At 68.8% G+C, this 19,077-nt stretch carries 13 protein-coding genes and 7 tRNA genes; 18 read left to right on the top strand and 2 right to left on the bottom strand.

The window, feature by feature from the left end; genetic code table 11:
* Positions 1-3 precede the first annotated feature (3 nt).
* Together ABFC67_RS01025 and ABFC67_RS01030 are read left to right on the top strand one after the other, a co-directional pair.
* Positions 4-417 (top strand): RNA-binding S4 domain-containing protein, encoded by a 414-nt coding sequence (locus ABFC67_RS01025; RefSeq protein WP_346736192.1) that lies wholly within the window; start codon positions 4-6, stop codon positions 415-417.
* A gap of 201 nt (positions 418-618) precedes the next feature.
* Positions 619-1,986, top strand: a complete 1,368-nt coding sequence (locus ABFC67_RS01030) for a cytochrome C (protein WP_346736180.1) — start codon at positions 619-621, stop codon at positions 1,984-1,986.
* A gap of 73 nt (positions 1,987-2,059) precedes the next feature.
* Here ABFC67_RS01030 and katG read toward each other — a convergent pair whose 3' ends face one another.
* The gene (katG, locus tag ABFC67_RS01035) at positions 2,060-4,219 is read right to left on the bottom strand and encodes a catalase/peroxidase HPI (protein ID WP_346736181.1); all 2,160 of its coding nucleotides are present in this window, start codon (positions 4,217-4,219) and stop codon (positions 2,060-2,062) included.
* A 316-nt stretch (positions 4,220-4,535) separates the two neighbouring features.
* Complete coding sequence (mutS, locus tag ABFC67_RS01040; RefSeq protein ID WP_346736182.1) at positions 4,536-7,166, bottom strand: DNA mismatch repair protein MutS; 2,631 nt, start codon at positions 7,164-7,166, stop codon at positions 4,536-4,538.
* 56 nt (positions 7,167-7,222) lie between these two features.
* Between mutS and ABFC67_RS01045 the strand changes: the two genes are divergently transcribed.
* The 16 genes from ABFC67_RS01045 to ABFC67_RS01120 form a co-directional block, all read left to right on the top strand.
* Positions 7,223-7,732: a CinA family protein gene (locus tag ABFC67_RS01045; protein ID WP_346736183.1), complete on the top strand. Its 510-nt coding sequence runs from the start codon at positions 7,223-7,225 to the stop codon at positions 7,730-7,732.
* A gap of 127 nt (positions 7,733-7,859) precedes the next feature.
* On the top strand, positions 7,860-8,900 hold the full coding sequence (recA, locus tag ABFC67_RS01050; protein ID WP_346736184.1) for a recombinase RecA: 1,041 nt from the start codon (positions 7,860-7,862) through the stop codon (positions 8,898-8,900).
* A gap of 74 nt (positions 8,901-8,974) precedes the next feature.
* The gene (locus tag ABFC67_RS01055; RefSeq protein WP_346736185.1) at positions 8,975-9,475 is read left to right on the top strand and encodes a regulatory protein RecX; all 501 of its coding nucleotides are present in this window, start codon (positions 8,975-8,977) and stop codon (positions 9,473-9,475) included.
* Between the two features lie 175 nt (positions 9,476-9,650).
* Positions 9,651-12,530, top strand: coding sequence for an alanine--tRNA ligase (alaS, locus tag ABFC67_RS01060; protein WP_346736186.1), 2,880 nt, complete (start codon positions 9,651-9,653; stop codon positions 12,528-12,530).
* Positions 12,531-12,807: 277 nt separating this feature from the next.
* Positions 12,808-13,014, top strand: a complete 207-nt coding sequence (csrA, locus tag ABFC67_RS01065; RefSeq protein ID WP_346736187.1) for a carbon storage regulator CsrA — start codon at positions 12,808-12,810, stop codon at positions 13,012-13,014.
* Positions 13,015-13,089: 75 nt separating this feature from the next.
* A tRNA-Ser gene (locus tag ABFC67_RS01070) sits at positions 13,090-13,182 on the top strand.
* 272 nt (positions 13,183-13,454) lie between these two features.
* Positions 13,455-13,531: transfer RNA gene (locus ABFC67_RS01075), tRNA-Arg, on the top strand.
* Positions 13,532-13,713: 182 nt separating this feature from the next.
* Positions 13,714-13,790 (top strand) — tRNA-Pro (locus ABFC67_RS01080).
* 23 nt (positions 13,791-13,813) lie between these two features.
* Positions 13,814-13,890: transfer RNA gene (locus ABFC67_RS01085), tRNA-Arg, on the top strand.
* A gap of 21 nt (positions 13,891-13,911) precedes the next feature.
* A tRNA-His gene (locus tag ABFC67_RS01090) sits at positions 13,912-13,988 on the top strand.
* A 34-nt stretch (positions 13,989-14,022) separates the two neighbouring features.
* Positions 14,023-14,098, top strand: a tRNA-Lys gene (locus ABFC67_RS01095).
* Between the two features lie 66 nt (positions 14,099-14,164).
* Positions 14,165-14,249, top strand: a tRNA-Leu gene (locus ABFC67_RS01100).
* A 56-nt stretch (positions 14,250-14,305) separates the two neighbouring features.
* Positions 14,306-15,601 (top strand): trigger factor, encoded by a 1,296-nt coding sequence (gene tig, locus ABFC67_RS01105; protein WP_346736188.1) that lies wholly within the window; start codon positions 14,306-14,308, stop codon positions 15,599-15,601.
* A 25-nt stretch (positions 15,602-15,626) separates the two neighbouring features.
* A complete protein-coding gene (gene clpP, locus ABFC67_RS01110) occupies positions 15,627-16,262 on the top strand; it encodes an ATP-dependent Clp endopeptidase proteolytic subunit ClpP (protein ID WP_346736189.1) in 636 nt (211 codons plus the stop codon).
* A 100-nt stretch (positions 16,263-16,362) separates the two neighbouring features.
* Positions 16,363-17,661 (top strand): ATP-dependent Clp protease ATP-binding subunit ClpX, encoded by a 1,299-nt coding sequence (gene clpX / locus ABFC67_RS01115; protein WP_346736190.1) that lies wholly within the window; start codon positions 16,363-16,365, stop codon positions 17,659-17,661.
* 104 nt (positions 17,662-17,765) lie between these two features.
* On the top strand, positions 17,766-19,077 hold a 1,312-nt coding region (locus ABFC67_RS01120), incomplete at its 3' end, for an LON peptidase substrate-binding domain-containing protein (protein ID WP_346736191.1).

Genomic DNA, 19,077 nt, shown 5'->3' on the forward strand with positions numbered 1-19,077 from the left:
TGGGTGGCGCCACGGCCTGAAACGATGGCCGCCGAACCGGTCGGTGCGGTGCGCGCCGACCTCTGGCTGTGGGCGGCGCGCTTCTTCAGGACGCGCGCGCTGGCCAAACAGGCCATCGCCGGCGGCAAGGTCGGCGTCAACGGCGGGCCCTGCAAGCCGGCGAAGACGCTGCACGTCGGCGATCGCCTGGAAGTCAGCCGTGGCGAAGAGCGCTTCGAGATCGAAGTGCTGCAGCTCGCCGAGCAGCGCGGCCCGGCCAGCGTCGCGCAGACGCTCTATCGCGAATCCGACGAAAGCCGCACCGCCCGCGAGGTGGCGCGCGAGCAGCGCCGTCTGGCGGGCGCAGTGCCCGCGCCGTCCTCGCGTCCCGACAAGCAGGCGCGGCGCGAGCTGATGCGGCTGAAGGCACGAAACTGAGCGAAGCTGTCGTCGCGCTGTCGCCGACCGGATCCTTTGCGGTTGCGCGAGAAATGCACTGCGGCCCGATGCCGCAGCCGCCGCGCCACATCCGCGTCTCTTGACGAGCATCAAACCCGGCGGAGGCTCGCCCCCTAGGCTCGCATCGTACCGCCAGGGGGGGCCTTGGCGCTCGAATCCACAATGGCAAGGGGGTACGCCATGTACACTCAAGCTCGTCAGGGATCGTTCGCCGCGCGTGCGCTGTGGCAGTGGTTCGCACTCGCCATCCTGCCCTTCGCGTGGGCGCATATGGCACGCGCGGTGCCGGAATTCGCCCGGCAGACCGGGCAGGCGTGCAACGCCTGCCATGTCGGTGGCTTCGGCCCGCAGCTCACCGCATTCGGCCGCGCCTTCAAGCTGGGCGGATACACGCTGTCCACGCAGAGCGGCTTCAACGCGCCGCTGTCGGCGATGCTGGTGGAAACCTATACGCACACCAGCAAGGACCTGTCTGGTCCCGCCGGTCCGCACGACAACAGCAACGACAACTGGTCGCTGCAGCAGCTCTCGCTGTTCGCTGCGGGGCGCCTCAGCGAGCACATCGGCATGTTGGGGCAGGTGACCTACTCCGACATCGACCGCAAGGTCGCCATGGACAATGTCGACGTGCGTTACGCGCGCAACTTCAGCCGCGGCGGCCACGGCGGCGTGTTCGGCATCACGGTCAACAACAACCCGACCGTGTCCGACCTCTGGAACACGCTGCCGGCGTGGAAATTCCCCTACGTGGCGCCGGAGCTGGCCCCCGGGCCGTCCGCCAGTCCGCTGATCTATGGCGGCCTCGGCCAGCAGGTGATCGGCGCCGGCGCCTACGTTTCGCTGGACGGCCGCTACTACGGTGAAGTCGGGGCGTACCGCACGCTCTCGCGTTCGCTGCTGGATACGTTCAACGTCGACTACGGTGGCAGGCTGGCCGGCGCCGCGCCCTATTGGCGCCTGACCTGGAGCCACGACTGGAACGGGCAGACGCTGATGTTCGGCCTGGTCGGGCTGACCGCACGCCTGCAGCCGGATGGTGCCGGCACGCCGGACGACCGCTTCCGCGACGTCGGCATCGACGGCGCGTACCAGCGTTATTTCGAGGGCGGCAATGCGTTCACGGTGAACGCCAGCTACGTGCACGAGAAGCAGACCCTCGATGCGACCTTCGCGGATGCGGGCGCGGAGCGCGCCTCGCACACGCTCAACGCGGCATCGCTGGATGCTTCGTACTACTTCGCCGACACCTACGGGGCCACGCTGGGCTGGTTCGACACCAGCGGCACGCGTGATGCGATCCTGTTCAGCGCGGATCCGGACGACGGCAGCGTGACCGGCAACCCCGCTTCGCGCGGCGAGATCGTGCAGCTCGACTGGACGCCGTTCGGCAAGCGCGATTCCTGGGCCGAGCCGTGGGCGAACCTGCGCATCGGCGTGCAGTACACGATCTACGACAAGTTCAACGGCGCCAGCCACAACTACGACGGCTTCGGCCGCAACGCCAGCGACAACGACACGCTGTTCGTGTTCCTGTGGACGGCGATCTGAGCGCGGCGCGGGGATGGCGCACGGGCGGGCCGCGTGACGGGCCCGCCCGTGGCGCGCGCGGTTTCGCCGCGCGTCAGCGCAGGTCGAAGCGGTCGAGGTTCATCACCTTGACCCACGCCGCCACGAAGTCGCGCACGAACTTCTCCTTGCCGTCGGCGCTGGCGTACACCTCGGCCAGCGCGCGCAGCACCGCGTTGGCGCCGAACACCAGGTCGACGCGGGTGCCGGTGTACTTGAGCTTGCCCGTGTTGCGCTCGCGGCCCTCGTAGAGGTCGCCGGCCGGCTTCCATTCGATCCCCATGTCCAGCAGGTTGACGAAGAAGTCGTTGCCGAGCACGCCGGGGCGGTCGGTGAACACGCCATGCTTCGAACCGTCGAAGTTGGCGCCCAGCACGCGCAGGCCGCCGACCAGCGCGGTCATCTCCGGCGCGGTCAGGGTGAGCAGTTGGGCCTTGTCGACCAGCAGGTGCTCGGCGGGGACGTCCGAGGCCGCCTTGAGGTAATTGCGGAAGCCGTCGGCGAACGGCTCCAGGTAGGCGAAGGACTCGACGTCGGTCTGCTCGGTACCGGCATCGACGCGGCCCGGCGCGAACGGCACCTCGATGTCGATGCCCGCGGCCTTGGCCGCCATCTCGATGCCGACGCCGCCGGCCAGCACGATCACGTCGGCCAGCGAGGCCTTGCCGGACGCCTTCTGTATGTCCTCCAGCTTGGGCAGCGCCTTGCCGGCAAGCGCGTTGACCGCCCAATCCTTCTGCGGGGCCAGGCGAATGCGCGCGCCGTTGGCGCCGCCGCGCTTGTCGCCGCCGCGGAAGGTCGAGGCCGAGGCCCAGGCGATCGAGACCAGCTGCGGCACGCCGAGGCCCGAGGCGGCGATCCGCGCCTTGAGGTCGGCGATGTCGGCGGCGCTCGGCCGGTGCACCGGCTTGGGCAGCGGGTCCTGCCAGAGCAGGTCTTCCTTCGGCACTTCCAGTCCCATGTAGCGCGCCTTCGGGCCGAGGTCGCGATGGGTGAGCTTGAACCAGGCGCGCGCGTAGGCTTCGGCGAAGGCCTGCGGATCGTCGCGGAAGCGGCGCGAGATCTTTTCGTAGGCCGGGTCGAAGCGCAGCGACAGGTCGGTGGTGAGCATGGTCGGCCGGCGCTTCGGCGAGTCCGGCGTCGGACCCGGGATCACGGCGTCGGCGCCCTTGGCCACCCATTGGTGGGCACCGGCCGGACTCTTCTCCAGCTCCCACTCGAAGTCGAACAGGAACTTGAAGAAGTCGTTGCTCCACTGCACCGGCGTGCGCGTCCAGGTCACCTCCAGGCCGGAAGTGATCGCATCCTTGCCGACGCCGCTGCGGAAGCTGCTGGCCCAGCCGAGGCCCTGCTGCTCCAGCGGCGCCGCCTCCGGCTCAGGGCCGAGGTGGTCGGCGGTGCCGGCGCCGTGGGTCTTGCCGATGGTGTGGCCGCCGGCGATCAGCGCGACGGTCTCCTCGTCGTTCATCGCCATGCGCGCGAACGTCTCGCGGATGTCGCGGGCGGCGGCGACCGGGTCAGGTTTTCCGTCCGGGCCTTCCGGGTTGACGTAGATGAGGCCCATCTGCACCGCGGCCAGCGGATTGTCGAGCGTGCGCTCGCCGGGCTTGCCGCGCGCGTAGCGGCTGCCGGGTTTTTCGCTGGTCGCCAGCCACTCGCTTTCGCTGCCCCAGGACACGTCGAGGTCCGGCTCCCACACGTCCTCGCGGCCGGCGGCGAAGCCGAAGGTGCGGAAGCCGGTGGACTCCAGCGCGACGTTGCCGGCCAGGACGATCAGGTCGGCCCAGGAGATCTTCTGGCCGTACTTCTGCTTGATCGGCCACAGCAGCCGGCGCGCCTTGTCGAGGCTCGCGTTGTCCGGCCAGGAATTGAGCGGGGCGAAGCGCTGCTGCCCGCGCCCGGCGCCGCCGCGGCCGTCGCCGACGCGGTAGGTGCCGGCGCTGTGCCAGGCCATGCGGATCATCAGGCCCGCGTAGCTGCCGAAATCGGCTGGCCACCACGCCTGCGAGTCGGTCATCAGCGCCAGCAGGTCCTTTTTCAGCGCCGCGTAGTCGAGTTTCGCGAACTCCTCGCGGTAGTCGAACGCGCTGCCGAGCGGATCGGATTTCTCCGAATGCTGGCTCAGCAGTTCCAGCCGCAACTGGTGCGGCCACCAGTCCCGGTTGGTGGTGCCGGTCGAGGCGGGATGGAAGGGGCACTTGGCTTCGGCTGACATGGGATCTCCTCCTGGAGGCGGGGTGCCGGAGTGTCGATCCAGTCCGCACGCGGGGCGTTCCGCGTTCGTCGGGCGATCCCGGATGCACGACCGCGCACGGGCCAGATTTCGAGGCACGAAAGATGTGCCTTGCCGGCGTGGGCTGGCTTGACGTCCCGCAATCTATGCGTCGGAGGCCGCCGAAAGAATTCGATTGTTCCGATGCTCCCGATAGCCCGCGGCTATCGGGTCGAGGCCGGGAGGACGAGGATGTCCTGCCCAATGGGCAGCGCGAGCTGGCCAGCTTCGCGAGGGCAACCGCTGCGCGCTCGAGCGATCAGCCGTCCAGCATGGCGCGCAGGCGGAACAGCGCGTCCAGCGCGTCGCGCGGCGAAAGCTCATTCGGATCCAGCGCGCGCAGCGCCTCTTCGGCGGCCGACGGCAGCGGCGGCGCGAACAGGCCGAGCTGCGGCGTGGGATCGGCGGCCGGGCCCGATGCGCGCGACGGCGGCAGCGCGTGCACGCCCTGTTCCAGCGTCGCCAGCGTGCGCCGCGCGTCGGCGATCACCGCCTTCGGCAGGCCGGCCAGCGCGGCGACCTGCAGGCCGAAGCTGCGGTTGGCCGGGCCTTCCTTGACCGCGTGCATGAACACCAGTTGCTCGCCGTACTCGATAGCGTCGAGGTGCACGTTGGCGATGCCGGCGTACTGCGCCGCCAGCTCGGTCAGCTCGAAGTAGTGGGTGGCGAACAAGGTGAACGCGCGGCTGGCCGTGGCCAGGTGCACCGCGCAGGCCTGCGCCAGCGCGAGGCCGTCGTAGGTGGAGGTGCCGCGGCCGACCTCGTCCATCAGCACCAGACTCTGCGACGTGGCGTTGTGCAGGATGTTGGCGGTCTCGCTCATTTCCACCATGAAGGTGGACTGCCCGCGCGAGAGGTCGTCGCCGGCGCCGATGCGGGTGAAGATGCGGTCGATCGGTCCCAGCACCGCGCGCGCCGCCGGCACGTAGCTGCCGATGTGCGCCAGCAGCACGATCAGCGCGCACTGGCGCATGTAGGTGGACTTGCCGCCCATGTTGGGGCCGGTGATCACCAGCATGCGGCGCGCGTCGTCGAGCGCGAGGTCGTTCGGCTCGAACGGTTCCTCGCGCACTTGTTCCACCACCGGATGGCGGCCGCGCTCGATCAGGATGCCGGGCGCCTCGCTCAGCTCCGGGCAGCTCCAGTCGAGCGACTCGGCGCGTTCGGCGAGGTTGGCCAGCACGTCCAGTTCGGCGATCGCCGCAGCGGCCTGCTTCAGCGCCGCGAGGCGCTCGGTCAGTGCGTCCAGCAGCGCCTCGTACAGCGCGCGCTCGCGCATCAGCGCGCGTTCCTTCGCCGACAGCACCTTGTCCTCGAACGCCTTCAGCTCTTCGGTGATGTAGCGCTCGGCGCCCTTGATGGTCTGCCGGCGCGTGTAGTGCGCGGGCGCCCGATCGGCCTGGCCCTTGCTGATCTCGATGTAGTAGCCGTGCACGCGGTTGTAGCCGACCTTCAGCGTCGGGATGCCGCTGGCCGCCTTCTCGCGCGCCTCCAGTTCGATGAGGAACTGGTCGGCGTGGGTGGACAGCCGGCGCAGCTCGTCCAGTTCGGCGTCGTGGCCCTCGGCGATCACGCCGCCGTCGCGCAGCAGCGCCGGCGGCTGCGCCACCACGGCGCGCCGCAACAGCTCGATCGTGTCGGCGTGTTCGCCGATGCGCTCGACCAACTCGGTCAACAGGGGACTGTGCCCAATCCGGGGAGTGCGGCCATGCATGGCCGCTTCCTGATCTTCGCGATCAAGGACGATCGCACAAATGGCTGGCGCGGCGGCGAGACCGTCGCGCAGCGTCGACAGGTCGCGCGGCCGCGCCGAGCGCAGCGCGACGCGGGCGAGGATGCGCTCGAGGTCGCCGATCGCGCGCAGCCGTTCGCGCAGCGGTTCGTGGCGGCGGTTTTCCGCCAGCGCGCCGACCGCCTGGTGGCGGCGGCGCAGCACTTCGCGTGCGCGCAGCGGGCGGTGCAGCCAGCGGCGCAGCGCGCGCGCGCCCATCGGCGTGATGCTGCGGTCGAGCACGCCGAGCAGGGTGTATTCGCCGCGGCCGGCCGGGTGCGTGTCGAGTTCCAGGTTGCGCCGCGTCGCCGCGTCCATCGCGATGGTCTCGGCGGCGCTCTCCACCGCCAGCCCGGTCAGGTGCGGCAGCGCGCTCTTCTGCGTTTCCTCGACGTAGCCGAGCAGGCAGCCCGCCGCGCCGATCGCCAGCGGCAGTCCCTCGCAGCCGAAGCCGGACAGGTCGCGCGTGCCGAAGAAGCGGCACAGCGAACGACGCGCGCTGTCGAGGTCGAAATGCCACGGCGGGCGCTTGCGCAGGCCGGGCAGGGTGGCGACCAGCTTCGGCCAGGCGACGTCCTCGCCGACCAGCGTCTCCGCCGGCGCAAGGCGCGCCAGCTCGGCGGCCAGCGCTTCGGCATCGGCGGCTTCGGCGAGCAGGAAGCGGCCGGCGGCCAGGTCCACCCAGGCCAGGCCGTAGCCGGTCTTGCCGGCGGCGATCGCCAGCAGCAGGTTGTCGCGGCGTTCCTCCAGCAGCGCCTCGTCGGTCACCGTGCCCGGCGTGACCACGCGCACGACCTTGCGCTCGACCATGCCCTTGCTCGCGGCCGGGTCGCCGATCTGCTCGCAGATCGCCACCGACTCGCCCAGACGCACCAGCCTGCCGAGGTAATTCTCCACCGCGTGCACCGGCACGCCGGCCATCGGGATCGGCGCGCCCGCCGACTGGCCGCGCTGGGTGAGCGTGATGTCCAGCAGGCGCGCGGCCTTGCGCGCGTCTTCGTAGAACATCTCGTAGAAGTCGCCCATGCGGAAGAACAGCAGCGTGTCCGGGTACTCCGCCTTGGCGGCGAGGTACTGGCGCATCATCGGCGTATGCTGGGCGAGATCGTCGCGTTGCATGCTCGGCGTGGGTCGGGCGGGACGTGGAGTCGCGAATCGTGAACGTGGAGTCTCCCATGCACAAGCCGCAGATGCCCAGCGACGCGGAACTGCATGCGCTGGCGCAGGTGGTGGCCGAGGCGCTGACCCTGCGCAGCCAGACGATGGTGGCGGCGGAGTCGTGCACCGGCGGCTGGATCGCCAAGACCCTGACCGACCTGCCGGGCAGCTCGAACTGGTTCGAATGCGGCGTGGTGGCGTACAGCTACGAGGCGAAGGAGGCGCTGCTCGGGGTCAACCCGCACACGTTGGAGCACGCCGGCGCGGTCAGCCAGGAAACCGCGGTGGAGATGGTGTCGGGTGCGCTGGCGCGCTTCGGCGCGGCGGTCGCGGTGGCGGTCACCGGCATCGCCGGGCCGAGCGGCGGCACGGACGACAAGCCGGTCGGCACGGTATGGATCGCCTGGAAGCGTCGCGGCGGTTACGCGCGCGCCGAGCTGTTCCATTTCGACGGCGACCGCGAGGCGGTGCGCCGGCAGACGGTGGCGCAGGCCCTCGCCGGCGTGCGGAAAATCCTGACGGACTGACGCGGCGCTGCGCACGCGTGGCGCCCGTGCCGCTGTGGGATAATCGCGTCGTGTACCGGCGTCGCAGTCGCTGAGATCGGCGCCGGAGACAGTCACCGCAAGCTTACGCCCCATCGAGGAATCGGCAATGGATGACAACAAGCGTCGTGCGCTCGCCTCCGCGCTGAGCCAGATCGAGAAGCAGTTCGGCAAGGGGGCGGTGATGCGCATGGGCGACCGTACCGCCGAGGCTGCCGAGGTGGTGTCGACGGGGTCGCTGGCGCTGGACATCGCGCTCGGCATCGGCGGCCTGCCGCGCGGCCGCGTGGTCGAGGTCTACGGCCCGGAGTCGTCCGGCAAGACCACGCTGACCCTGCAGGCGATCGCCAACTGCCAGAAGAACGGCGGCACCGCCGCGTTCGTCGATGCCGAGCACGCGCTCGATCCGACTTATGCCGAGAAGCTCGGCGTCAACATCGACGATCTGCTGGTCTCGCAGCCGGACACCGGCGAACAGGCGCTGGAGATCGCCGACATGCTGGTGCGCTCGAACGCCGTCGACATGGTCGTGGTCGACTCGGTGGCAGCGCTGACGCCGCGCGCCGAAATCGAGGGCGAAATGGGCGACCAGTTGCCCGGCCTGCAGGCGCGCCTGATGAGCCAGGCGCTGCGCAAGCTCACCGCCAACATCAAGAAGTCGAACTGCCTGGTGATCTTCATCAACCAGTTGCGCATGAAGATCGGCATGATGATGCCCGGCCAGAACCCGGAAACCACCACCGGCGGCAACGCGCTGAAGTTCTACGCCTCGGTGCGCCTGGACATCCGCCGCATCGGCTCGGTCAAGAAGGGCGACGAGATCATCGGCAACCAGACCAAGATCAAGGTGGTCAAGAACAAGATGGCGCCGCCGATCAAGCAGATCGTCACCGAGATCCTGTACGGCGAGGGCATCAGCCGCGAGGGCGAGCTGATCGAGATGGGCGCCGACCACAAGCTGGTCGAGAAGTCCGGCGCCTGGTACAGCTACAAGAGCGAGCGCATCGGCCAGGGCAAGGACAACGCCCGCCAGTACCTCAAGGAGCATCCCGAGATCGCCGCCGAGATCGAGGCGCAGTTGCGCGCGCAGCTGATGCCGACGGGCGGTCGCGCGGCCGCGGCGGAAGCGGTCGAGGCCGAGGAGGCCTGATCCACGACGGCGCGCGCGGCGTGCCCGCGCGCGCCTTCTCCGGGCCGGGCGTACCGCCGGACCCGGGGTGCCGCATGAGACGCCGCCGCGATCCCCCCGATGCCGACAACGCGCCCCAGCGCAGCGCCTACGACCGCGCGCTGGGCTGGCTGGCGCGCCGCGAGCAGTCGCGGCGCGAGCTGCGCGCGCGTCTCGACCGCAGCGGCTACGACGAGGCCGAGGCCGAAGCCGCCCTCGACCGGCTGGGGCGCGCGCAGTACCAGAGCGACGAGCGCTTCGCCGAGATGCTGGTGCGCACGCGCGTCAGCCAGGGCTACGGGCCGCTGCGCATCCGCGCCGAGCTGCGCACCCACGCGATCGCCGAGCCGGCGATCCGCGAGCTGCTGGCGCAGGCCGACGCCGACTGGGCGGCGCTGGCGCTGCAACTGCTGCGGCGCCGTTACGGCCGCGCCGCCGGCGACCGCGCCGAGCGCGACCGCCGCGCCCAGTTCCTCTTGCGCCGCGGCTTCGATGCCGCCACAGTAAGAGCCGTCACCCACGCCGACGTGGACGATGCCGGCACGGCCGAGGATTGATTCCGGCCGGTGCGGCGTGCACGACCCGAACCTGCCTCGGCGGGATCCCGCTTCCGACGCGCACGTCTCCCTGCACATACGGGGCGTCCGGGCGTAGGCGGGATTTCCGGCTGATGGCGTGGCCGCATCGCCCGTGTCCACCGTAGAACCGAATCGAGCTAACTGCCGCAACTCCATGAAAACCGCCGAGATCCGTTCGCGCTTCCTCGAATTCTTCCGCGCCCGCGGGCACGCCATCGTGCCGTCCAGCACGCTGGTGCCGGCCAACGATCCGACCCTGCTGTTCACCAACTCGGGCATGGTGCAGTTCAAGAACGTGTTCCTCGGCAGCGAGAAGCCGGGCTACGTGCGCGCGGCCGACGTGCAGCGCTGCCTGCGCGCCGGCGGCAAGCACAACGACCTCGATGCGGTGGGCTACACCGCGCGCCACCACACCTTCTTCGAGATGCTGGGCAACTGGTCGTTCGGCGACTACTTCAAGCGCGAGGCGATCGCCTGGGCGTGGGAGCTGCTCACCGTCGAACTCGGGCTGCCCGCCGAGAAGCTCTGGGTCACCGTCTACCACACCGACGACGAGGCCTACGACATCTGGCGCAAGGAGATCGGGGTGCCCGCCGCGCGCATCGTGCGCATCGGCGACAACAAGGGCGCGCCGTACGCCTCCGACAACTTCTGGCAGATGGCCGACACCGGCCCGTGCGGGCCGTGCACGGAAATCTTCTACGACCACGGCCCCGGCATCGCCGGCGGCCCGCCCGGCTCGCCGGACGAGGACGGCGACCGCTACATCGAGATCTGGAACCTGGTGTTCATGCAGTTCGACCGCGCCGCCGACGGCACGCTCTCGCCGCTGCCGGCGCCGTGCGTCGACACCGGCATGGGCCTGGAGCGCCTGGCGGCGGTGCTGCAGGGCGTGCACTCCAACTACGAGATCGACCTGTTCCAGCATTTGATCAAGGCCGCCGCCGGCTTGACCGCAACGGCGGACCACGAGAACAAGTCGCTGCGCGTGATCGCCGACCACATCCGTGCCTGCGCTTTCCTGATCGTCGACGGCGTGCTTCCGTCCAACGAGGGCCGCGGCTACGTGCTGCGCCGGATCATCCGTCGCGCGCTGCGCCACGGCTGGATGCTCGGCGTGCGCGGCGACTTCTTCTGGAAGATGGTCGCGCCGCTGGTCGAGCAGATGGGCGGGGCCTATCCGGAGCTAGCGCAGAAGCGTGATGTCGTCGAGCAGGCGCTGCGCGCCGAGGAGCAGCGCTTCGGCGAGACGCTGGAGCACGGCATGCGCCTCTTCAACACTCTCGCTCGGCCTGAACGACTTGCGCTTGAGGAGGTGGTTCCGGCGAGTGCGTTGTCTACAGCAAGCTTTGGGGCGTTTGGGATAGGGACAACCTTGGCCGAGGCGAACGAAGAACGCCAAAGTCACTTGGATGTTGTCTTTCGTGAAGGCAATGGGCAACGAACCTTGCGAGCCAAGCCCATGCGAGATGGAGAGATTGGGATTTTTGCAGTCGAGAGAGGGCGCGAAGGTCCAGCGCCATTATCCAAGTTCATTTTCTCGGACTTGGTCGTGTCAGGCGATTTGGCCTTCCGCCTCTACGACACCTACGGCTTTCCTGTGGACCTCACCGCCGACATCGCCCGCGAGCGAGGCCTGTCGGTGGACATGGCCGGCTTCGAGGCGGCGATGGAGGCGCAGCGCGAGCGCGCCCGCGCCGCCAGCCAGTTCGAATCGAAGGGGCAGATGCCGGCGGAACTCGCCAGCGCGCTGGCGCCCACCGCGTTCCTCGGCTACGAATCGCTCGAAGCCGACGCCTGCGAGGTGCTGGCGATCGTGCGCGACGGCCGCAAGGTCGACGCGCTGGGCGAGGGCGAGGAGGGCGTCGTGATCCTCGACCGCACGCCGTTCTACGCCGAGTCCGGCGGCCAGGTCGGCGACGCCGGCGCGCTGGTCGCGGGCGGCGGCCGTTTCGAGGTTGCCGACACGCAGAAGCTCGGCGGCGCGTTCCACGGCCACGTCGGCCGCTGGCGCGGCGCCGCGCCGCTGCGCGCCGGCGCGCGCGTGCGCGCCGAGGTCGACGCCGAGCGCCGCCGCGCCATCGTGCTGAACCACTCCGCCACCCACCTGCTGCACGCCGCGCTGCGCAAGGTGCTCGGCGAGCACGTGCAGCAGAAGGGCTCACTGGTCGCGCCGGACCGGCTGCGCTTCGACTTCGCGCACTTCCAGCCGGTCGGCGCCGACGAACTGCGCCGCGTCGAGGACATGGTCAACGCCGAGATCCGCCGCAACGTCGAGGCGGAAGTGCGCCACATGGGCTACAAGGACGCGCTCGCGTTCGGCGCGATGGCGCTGTTCGGCGAGAAGTACGGCGACGAGGTGCGTGTATTGCGCATGGGCGGGTTCTCCACCGAGCTGTGTGGCGGCACCCACGTCGGCCGCACCGGCGACATCGGCCTGTTCAAGATCGTCGGCGAGAGCGGCGTGGCCGCCGGCGTGCGCCGCATCGAGGCGCTGACCGGCGCCGGCGCGCTGGCGTTCGTCGTCGACGAGGAGCGCCGTCTCGGCGAGGCGGCGGGGCTGCTGTCCGCCGGCGCCGGTGACGTCGTCGACAAGCTGCGCCAACTGCTCGACCGGCAGAAGCGGGCCGAGCGCGAACTGGAATCGCTGAAGGCGAAGGCGGCCGGCTCGGCGGTGCAGGATCTCGTCGGTCAGGCGCGCGAAGTCGGCGGCATCCGCGTGGTCGCCGCGCGCGTCGACGGTCTCGACGCCAAGTCGCTGCGCGAAGGCGTGGACACGCTCAAGCAGAAGCTCGGCGACTGCATCGTGCTGCTCGCTGCCGGCGTCGACGGCAAGGCCGCGCTGGTCGGCGGCGTGCACGGCGCCGCGCTGGGCAGGGTCAAGGCCGGCGACGTCGTCGCGCAGGTCGCGCGGCAGATCGGCGGCAAGGGCGGCGGTCGCCCGGACATGGCGCAGGGCGGCGGCAACGACACGCCGCAGCTGGACGCCGCGCTGCGCTCCCTGCCCGAGTGGATCGCCGCACGCCTGGCGTGATTCGAACGAACGCCGCGCGCTGCGGTCTAAACGCGAAAATCACGTTGCATTAATTGCGCGGGCAAGGGCCCTCGGATAGTATCGCCCGGCCGTGGCGGCATGGGGAGTCGCCGCTGCGGTCGACGGGCGCGCGGGAGAGGCCACGCCACCGTCGAAGCGCCCAGATCGGCGCGTCAGCGGCGAGCAGTTCGCCGGACCGTTTCCTGCAAGTGCGGCCGGGGTGAGTCGCGAGGGCAGGGTACGCGGCCTGACGACATGAGCGATTAGGAGTATCGACATGCTGATTTTGACTCGCCGGGTGGGGGAAACCCTGATGATCGGTGACCAGGTGACGGTCACCGTGCTCGGCGTGAAAGGCAACCAGGTACGCATCGGCATCAACGCGCCCAAAGACGTGGCCGTGCACCGTGAAGAGATCTACCAGCGCATCAAACGCGAACAGGAGCACCCGGACACCCCGACGTCCGAATCGGAGTCCGACTGAGGCTTTACGCTCCTGGCACCAGCCGCTATCCTTCGCGGTCTGCGGCAGCGGATGCCGCGTGCACGCTCGTTACACGGAGAGATGCCCGAGAGGCCGAAGGGGCTCCCCTGCTAAGGGAGTATAGGGTCAAAAGCTCTATCGAGGGTTCGAATCCCTCTCTCTCCGCCAGTTGATCCGAAGAGCCGCGACGCATGCGCCGCGGCTCTTTTGCATGAAGCAGGTGTTGTTCGCGAATAGACGTCCAGACGGCTATTCGTTCCGATGGCCGCGACGACGCTCGCGGTTGCGCGGGACGCGTTCCGCGGCGGCGTTGCGGAATGGCGTCGGGGCGACGCAGCGGGGGCTTGACGCCCGCGCGGCGGGCCGGAATAATCTCGCGTCTCGCCGAACGGCGCGCTGGCGGTTGCAGCGCGGCGCAAGCCGGCGGAAGGTTTTCGTGCGCGCCCGTAGCTCAGTTGGATAGAGTACCAGGCTACGAACTTGGTGGTCGGGAGTTCGAATCTCTCCGGGCGCGCCATTTTTCGACGGAACGGGGTGCCCGGCGCCCCGTTTTGTTTGGCTCCGCAGGTCGATGCGCGGAGTCGCGGCGGGCGGGTCGTCCGGTCCGTCGCCGCGACGAAACCGATTGACTGCTGCAAGGCTCGTCCGTACTATTTCGGATCTTCGGGACACTGCTCTGCCGAGGGGTCCGGAAAGCGACGGGGTATAGCTCAGCCTGGTAGAGCGTTGCGTTTGGGACGCAAAAGTCGGGGGTTCGAATCCCTCTACCCCGACCACCCGGCTGTGTTTGCCAGAGACTGCGCCTGTAGCTCAACCGGATAGAGCATCGGCCTTCTAAGCCGACGGTTGCAGGTTCGAGTCCTGTCGGGCGCGCCAAACGTGGTCGCAAGCTTTATGGTGGGCGTAGCTCAGTTGGTTAGAGTACCGGATTGTGATTCCGGTTGTCGTGGGTTCGAGTCCCATCGCCCACCCCAGATTCAGTACCATGTACTGAACGCACAAATCAGTGGGCCGTTAGCTCAATTGGTAGAGCAGCGGACTCTTAATCCGTAGGTTCTAGGTTCGAGTCCTAGACGGCCCACCATCCTTCCCTCGGCTCGCGTGGTTCCCCAGAGTTTCGTGTCCGGCGGCATCGTGATGTTCGGACGCTGCGAAAGTGGCGGAACTGGTAGACGCGCTGGATTTAGGTTCCAGTGGGGCAACCCGTGAGAGTTCGAGTCTCTCCTTTCGCACCAACCCGCACGGCGGCGGCGTAAGCCGGCGGCGGCCTTTCGCAGTTTCGGGAGTCGGCATGCAAGTTTCAGTCGAGAACGTCGGCAAGCTGGAGCGCAAGCTCACGGTCAGGTTCCCCGCCGAGCAGCTGGAATCGCAGGTGCGCGAGCGCATCGTGCAGATGGGGCGCAGCGCCCGCCTGAAGGGTTTCCGCCCCGGCAAGGTCCCGGCCAAGGTGATCGAGCAGCGTTACGGCGCGCAGATCCGCGGCGAGGCGCTTTCGGAGCTGATCGGCAGCACGTTCCGCGAGGCGGTGGCCAAGGAGAACCTGCGCCCGGTGGCGCCGCCGTCGATCGATACCACCGGTGCCCCCGAGGCCGGCGAGATCGCCTATACCGCGACCTTCGAGGTACTGCCGGAGCTCGGCGGCGTGGACGTTGCCGCGCTGGAGATCGAGCGCCCGGTGGCGACCGTCACCGAGGCCGACGTCGACACCATGATCGAGACCCTGCGCCAGCAGCGCCGCGGCTTCGAGGTGGTCGAGCGCGCCGCGCAGGCGGGCGACCTGGTGCTGTTCGAATATGCCGCGCAGACCGCGGACCGGCGCTGGCCGGAGCAGGGCCTGGAGCGCGCCGGTTCGGTGCTCGGCAGTGGCACCCTGTTCAAGGAGTTCGACGCCGCGCTGACCGGCCAGGCGGTCGGCGCCGAACTGGAGGTCGACGTCGCCTTCCCGGCGGAATTCCGCAACCCGGACCTGGCCGGCAAGCTGGCGCGCGTCAGCCTCAAGGTCACCAAGGTGCAGGCGCCGAAGGTGCCCGAGCTGGACACCGCTTTCATCCGGCAGTTCGGCATCGCCGACGGCAGCCTGGAGACGTTCCGCACCGAGGTGCGCGCCAACCTGGAGCGCGAGCTGGCCAACACGCTGCTGGCGCGCCTGAAGAACGAGGTCGCCGGCAAGCTGGCCGCGACGCGCCCGGACCTGGACGTGCCGCGCGTGATGGTGCAGGCCGAGGCCGAGGCGATCGTCCGCGCCAGCCTGCCGCAGGGCGCGCAGCTGCCGCCGGAGGCGCTGGTCGGCGCCGAGCCGCTGGCGCGCCGCCGCGTGATCGCCTCGCTGCTGATCGGCGAGATCGCTCGTCAGCACCAGCTGCGCGTGGACGGCAAGCGCGTCTCCCAGCTGCTCGGCGCGATCGCCTCGACCTACGAGGAGCCGCACAAGGTCATTGAACTCTACAATGCGGATCCCCAATTGATGAACGGACTGCAGAACCGCGTCCTCGAGGATCAGGTGGCGGAGTGGGTGGCGGAACACGCCAAGACCACCGAGAAGCGCCTGAGCTTCGACGAGGTGATGCGCCCGAACCAGGCCGCCTGAGGCGGCCGCGCCCCTGGAGATCCGCATGAGCCGGTCCGTCGAGCCGATCCAGAACCTGAACCTGGTGCCCGTCGTCGTCGAGCAGACTGCGCGCGGCGAGCGCGCCTACGACATCTACTCGCGCCTGCTGAAGGAGCGGGTGGTGTTCCTGGTCGGCCCGATCGACGACTACATGGCGAACGTGGTGGTGGCGCAGCTGCTGTTCCTCGAGTCCGAGAACCCGGACAAGGACATCAGCCTGTACATCAACAGCCCGGGCGGCTCGGTGACGGCCGGCCTGGCCATCTACGACACCATGCAGTTCCTCAAGCCGGACGTCAGCACGATGTGCATCGGCCAGGCGGCCAGCATGGGCGCGTTCCTGCTCGCCGCCGGCGCCAAGGGCAAGCGTTTCGCCCTGCCGAACTCGCGCATGATGATCCACCAGCCTTCCGGCGGCGCGCAGGGCCAGGCCTCCGACATCGCCATCCAGGCGAAGGAGATCCTGTACATCCGCGAGCGCCTCAACGAGGCGATGGCCAGGCACACCGGCCAGCCGATCGAGAGGATCGCCCGCGACGTCGAGCGCGACTTCTTCATGAGCGCCCCGGATGCGCAGGCGTACGGTCTGATCGACGCGGTGCTGGAGAAGCGCCCCGTCGAGACGGTCAAATCTTCCTGATCCTGCGCGCGTTTTCACATTGGGTGGCTTTCCGGGCTTGCCAGGCAGGCCCGGGAGGCTATGCTATCCTCGCAGCGCACCACGATTTTCGGGGCGGAGCATGAGCGACGACCGGCAAGGCCGATCCAACGACAGCGGCAAGATCCTCTACTGCTCCTTCTGCGGCAAGAGCCAGCACGAGGTCCGCAAGCTGATCGCGGGCCCGTCGGTGTTCATCTGCGACGAGTGCGTCGAGCTCTGCAACGACATCATCCGCGAGGAGCTGGAGGAGAAGGCCGCGTCCGGCCGCAGCCACCTGCCCAAGCCGCGCGAGATCATGGAGACCCTCGACCAGTACGTGGTCGGCCAGACCCGCGCCAAGAAGGCGCTGGCGGTGGCGGTCTACAACCACTACAAGCGGCTCGAGTCGCGGCAGAAGAGCGACGACGTCGAGCTGGCCAAGTCGAACATCCTGCTGATCGGTCCGACCGGTTCCGGCAAGACGCTGCTGGCGGAGACGCTGGCGCGCCTGCTGAACGTGCCGTTCACCATCGCCGACGCCACCACGCTCACCGAGGCGGGCTACGTCGGCGAGGACGTCGAGAACATCATCCAGAAGCTGCTGCAGAAGTGCGACTACGACGTCGAGAAGGCGCAGACCGGCATCGTCTACATCGACGAGATCGACAAGATCTCGCGCAAGAGCGAGAACCCGTCGATCACCCGCGACGTCTCCGGCGAGGGCGTGCAGCAGGCGCTGCTAAAGCTGATCGAGGGCACCATCGCCTCGGTGCCGCCGCAGGGCGGGCGCAAGCATCCGCAGCAGGAATTCCTGCAGGTCGACACGCGCAACATCCTGTTCCTCTGCGGCGGCGCGTTCGCCGGGCTGGAGAAGATCATCCAGCAGCGCTCGGAAACCACCGGCATCGGCTTCAGCGCCGAGATCCGCAGCAAGGAGCGCAAGCAGAACGTCGGCAAGCTGCTTTCGGAAGTCGAGCCGGAGGATCTGGTCAAGTTCGGCCTGATCCCCGAGTTCGTCGGCCGCCTGCCGGTGGTGGCGACGCTGGACGAGCTCGACGAGGAGGCGCTGGTCAAGATCCTCACCGAGCCGAAGAACGCGATCACCAGGCAGTTCAAGAAGCTGTTCGACATGGAAGGCGCCGAACTCGAGTTCCGGCCCGAGGCCCTGAACGCGATCGCGCGCAAGGCGCTCAAGCGCAAGACCGGCGCGCGCGGCCTGCGCACCATCCTCGAGCAGGTGCTGCTCGACACCATGTACGAGCTGCCATCGCTGGAGCACGTCAGCAAGGTCGTGGTCGACGACGCCGTGATCAACGGCCAGGCCGAGCCCTACCTGATCTACCGCGGCAATCTGCAGCAGCAGCGTGCCGCCGGCGAAGGCGCGAGCGGCGCGGCCTGATTTCGCGCACTTGATCGCGGCTGCGGCCGCCTCCACTTGACGATGCAGGGGCACGGGCGCAGGCTCGTGTCGCACGTCATTTTTTGGGTTTTTCCGGAGCCGTGATGCAAGAGAATTCGCCGATCCCCGTCGCGCCCGAACCGCTGCTCGCCGCGATGCCGGTGTTGCCGCTGCGCGACGTCGTCGTCTACCCGCACATGGTCATCCCGCTGTTCGTCGGCCGCGAGAAGTCGATGAAGGCGCTGGAGATCGCGATGGAGGGCGAGCGGCAGATCCTGCTGGTGGCGCAGAAGAGCCCCGACATCGACGATCCCAAGGTCGAGGATCTGCACGAGATCGGCACCCTGGCCGGCGTGCTGCAGCTGCTGAAGCTGCCGGACGGCACCATCAAGGTCCTGGTCGAGGGACAGAACCGCGTGCGCATCGCCGACTACGTCGAACGCGACGGCATGCTGACCGCACGCGCGCGGGTGATCGAGTCGACCTACACGCGCGAGCAGCGCGAGCTGGAAGTCGTCTCGCGCACACTGGTGTCGCTGTTCGAGCAGCTGGTCAAGACCAGCCGCAAGCTGCCGCCGGAGATCCTGTCGACGCTGTCGGGCATCGACGACGCCTCGCGGCTCGCCGACACCATCGCCGCGCACCTGACCGTGCGCCTGGCCGACAAGCAGCGCGTGCTCGAAACGATCGACGTCGCCGAGCGCCTGGAAATGCTGATCGGCCTGGTCGACGGCGAGATCGACCTGCAGCAGATCGAGAAGCGCATCCGCGGCCGCATCAAGACGCAGATGGAGAAGAGCCAGCGCGAGTACTACCTCAACGAGCAGATGAAGGCCATCCAGAAGGAGCTCGGCGAGCTCGAGGAAGGTCCCAGCGAGCTGGAGGAACTGGCGCGCAAGATCGAATCCTCGGGCATGCCCAAGGAAACCCTGGCCAAGGCGCGCCAGGAGCTGAACAAGCTGAAGCAGATGTCGCCGATGTCGGCCGAGGCGACGGTGGTGCGCAACTACCTCGACTGGCTGGTCGGCGTGCCGTGGAAGAAGCGCACCAAGGTGCGCAAGGACCTGCGCCTGGCGCAGGAGGTGCTCGACGCCGACCACTTCGGCCTGGAGAAGGTCAAGGAGCGCATCCTCGAGTACCTCGCCGTGCAGCAGCGCGTCGACAAGATGAAAGGCCCGATCCTGTGCCTGGTCGGTCCGCCCGGCGTCGGCAAGACCTCGCTCGGCCAGTCGATCGCCAAGGCGACCAATCGCAAGTTCGTGCGCATGTCGCTGGGCGGCGTGCGCGACGAGGCGGAGATCCGCGGCCATCGCCGCACCTACATCGGTTCGATGCCGGGCCGCATCATCCAGAACATGTCGAAGGTCGGCATGAAGAACCCGCTGTTCGTGCTCGACGAGATCGACAAGATGGCGA

Origin of the sequence: Mizugakiibacter sp., from assembly GCF_039680435.1 — a bacterium.
Taxonomy (GTDB): domain Bacteria; phylum Pseudomonadota; class Gammaproteobacteria; order Xanthomonadales; family Rhodanobacteraceae; genus Mizugakiibacter.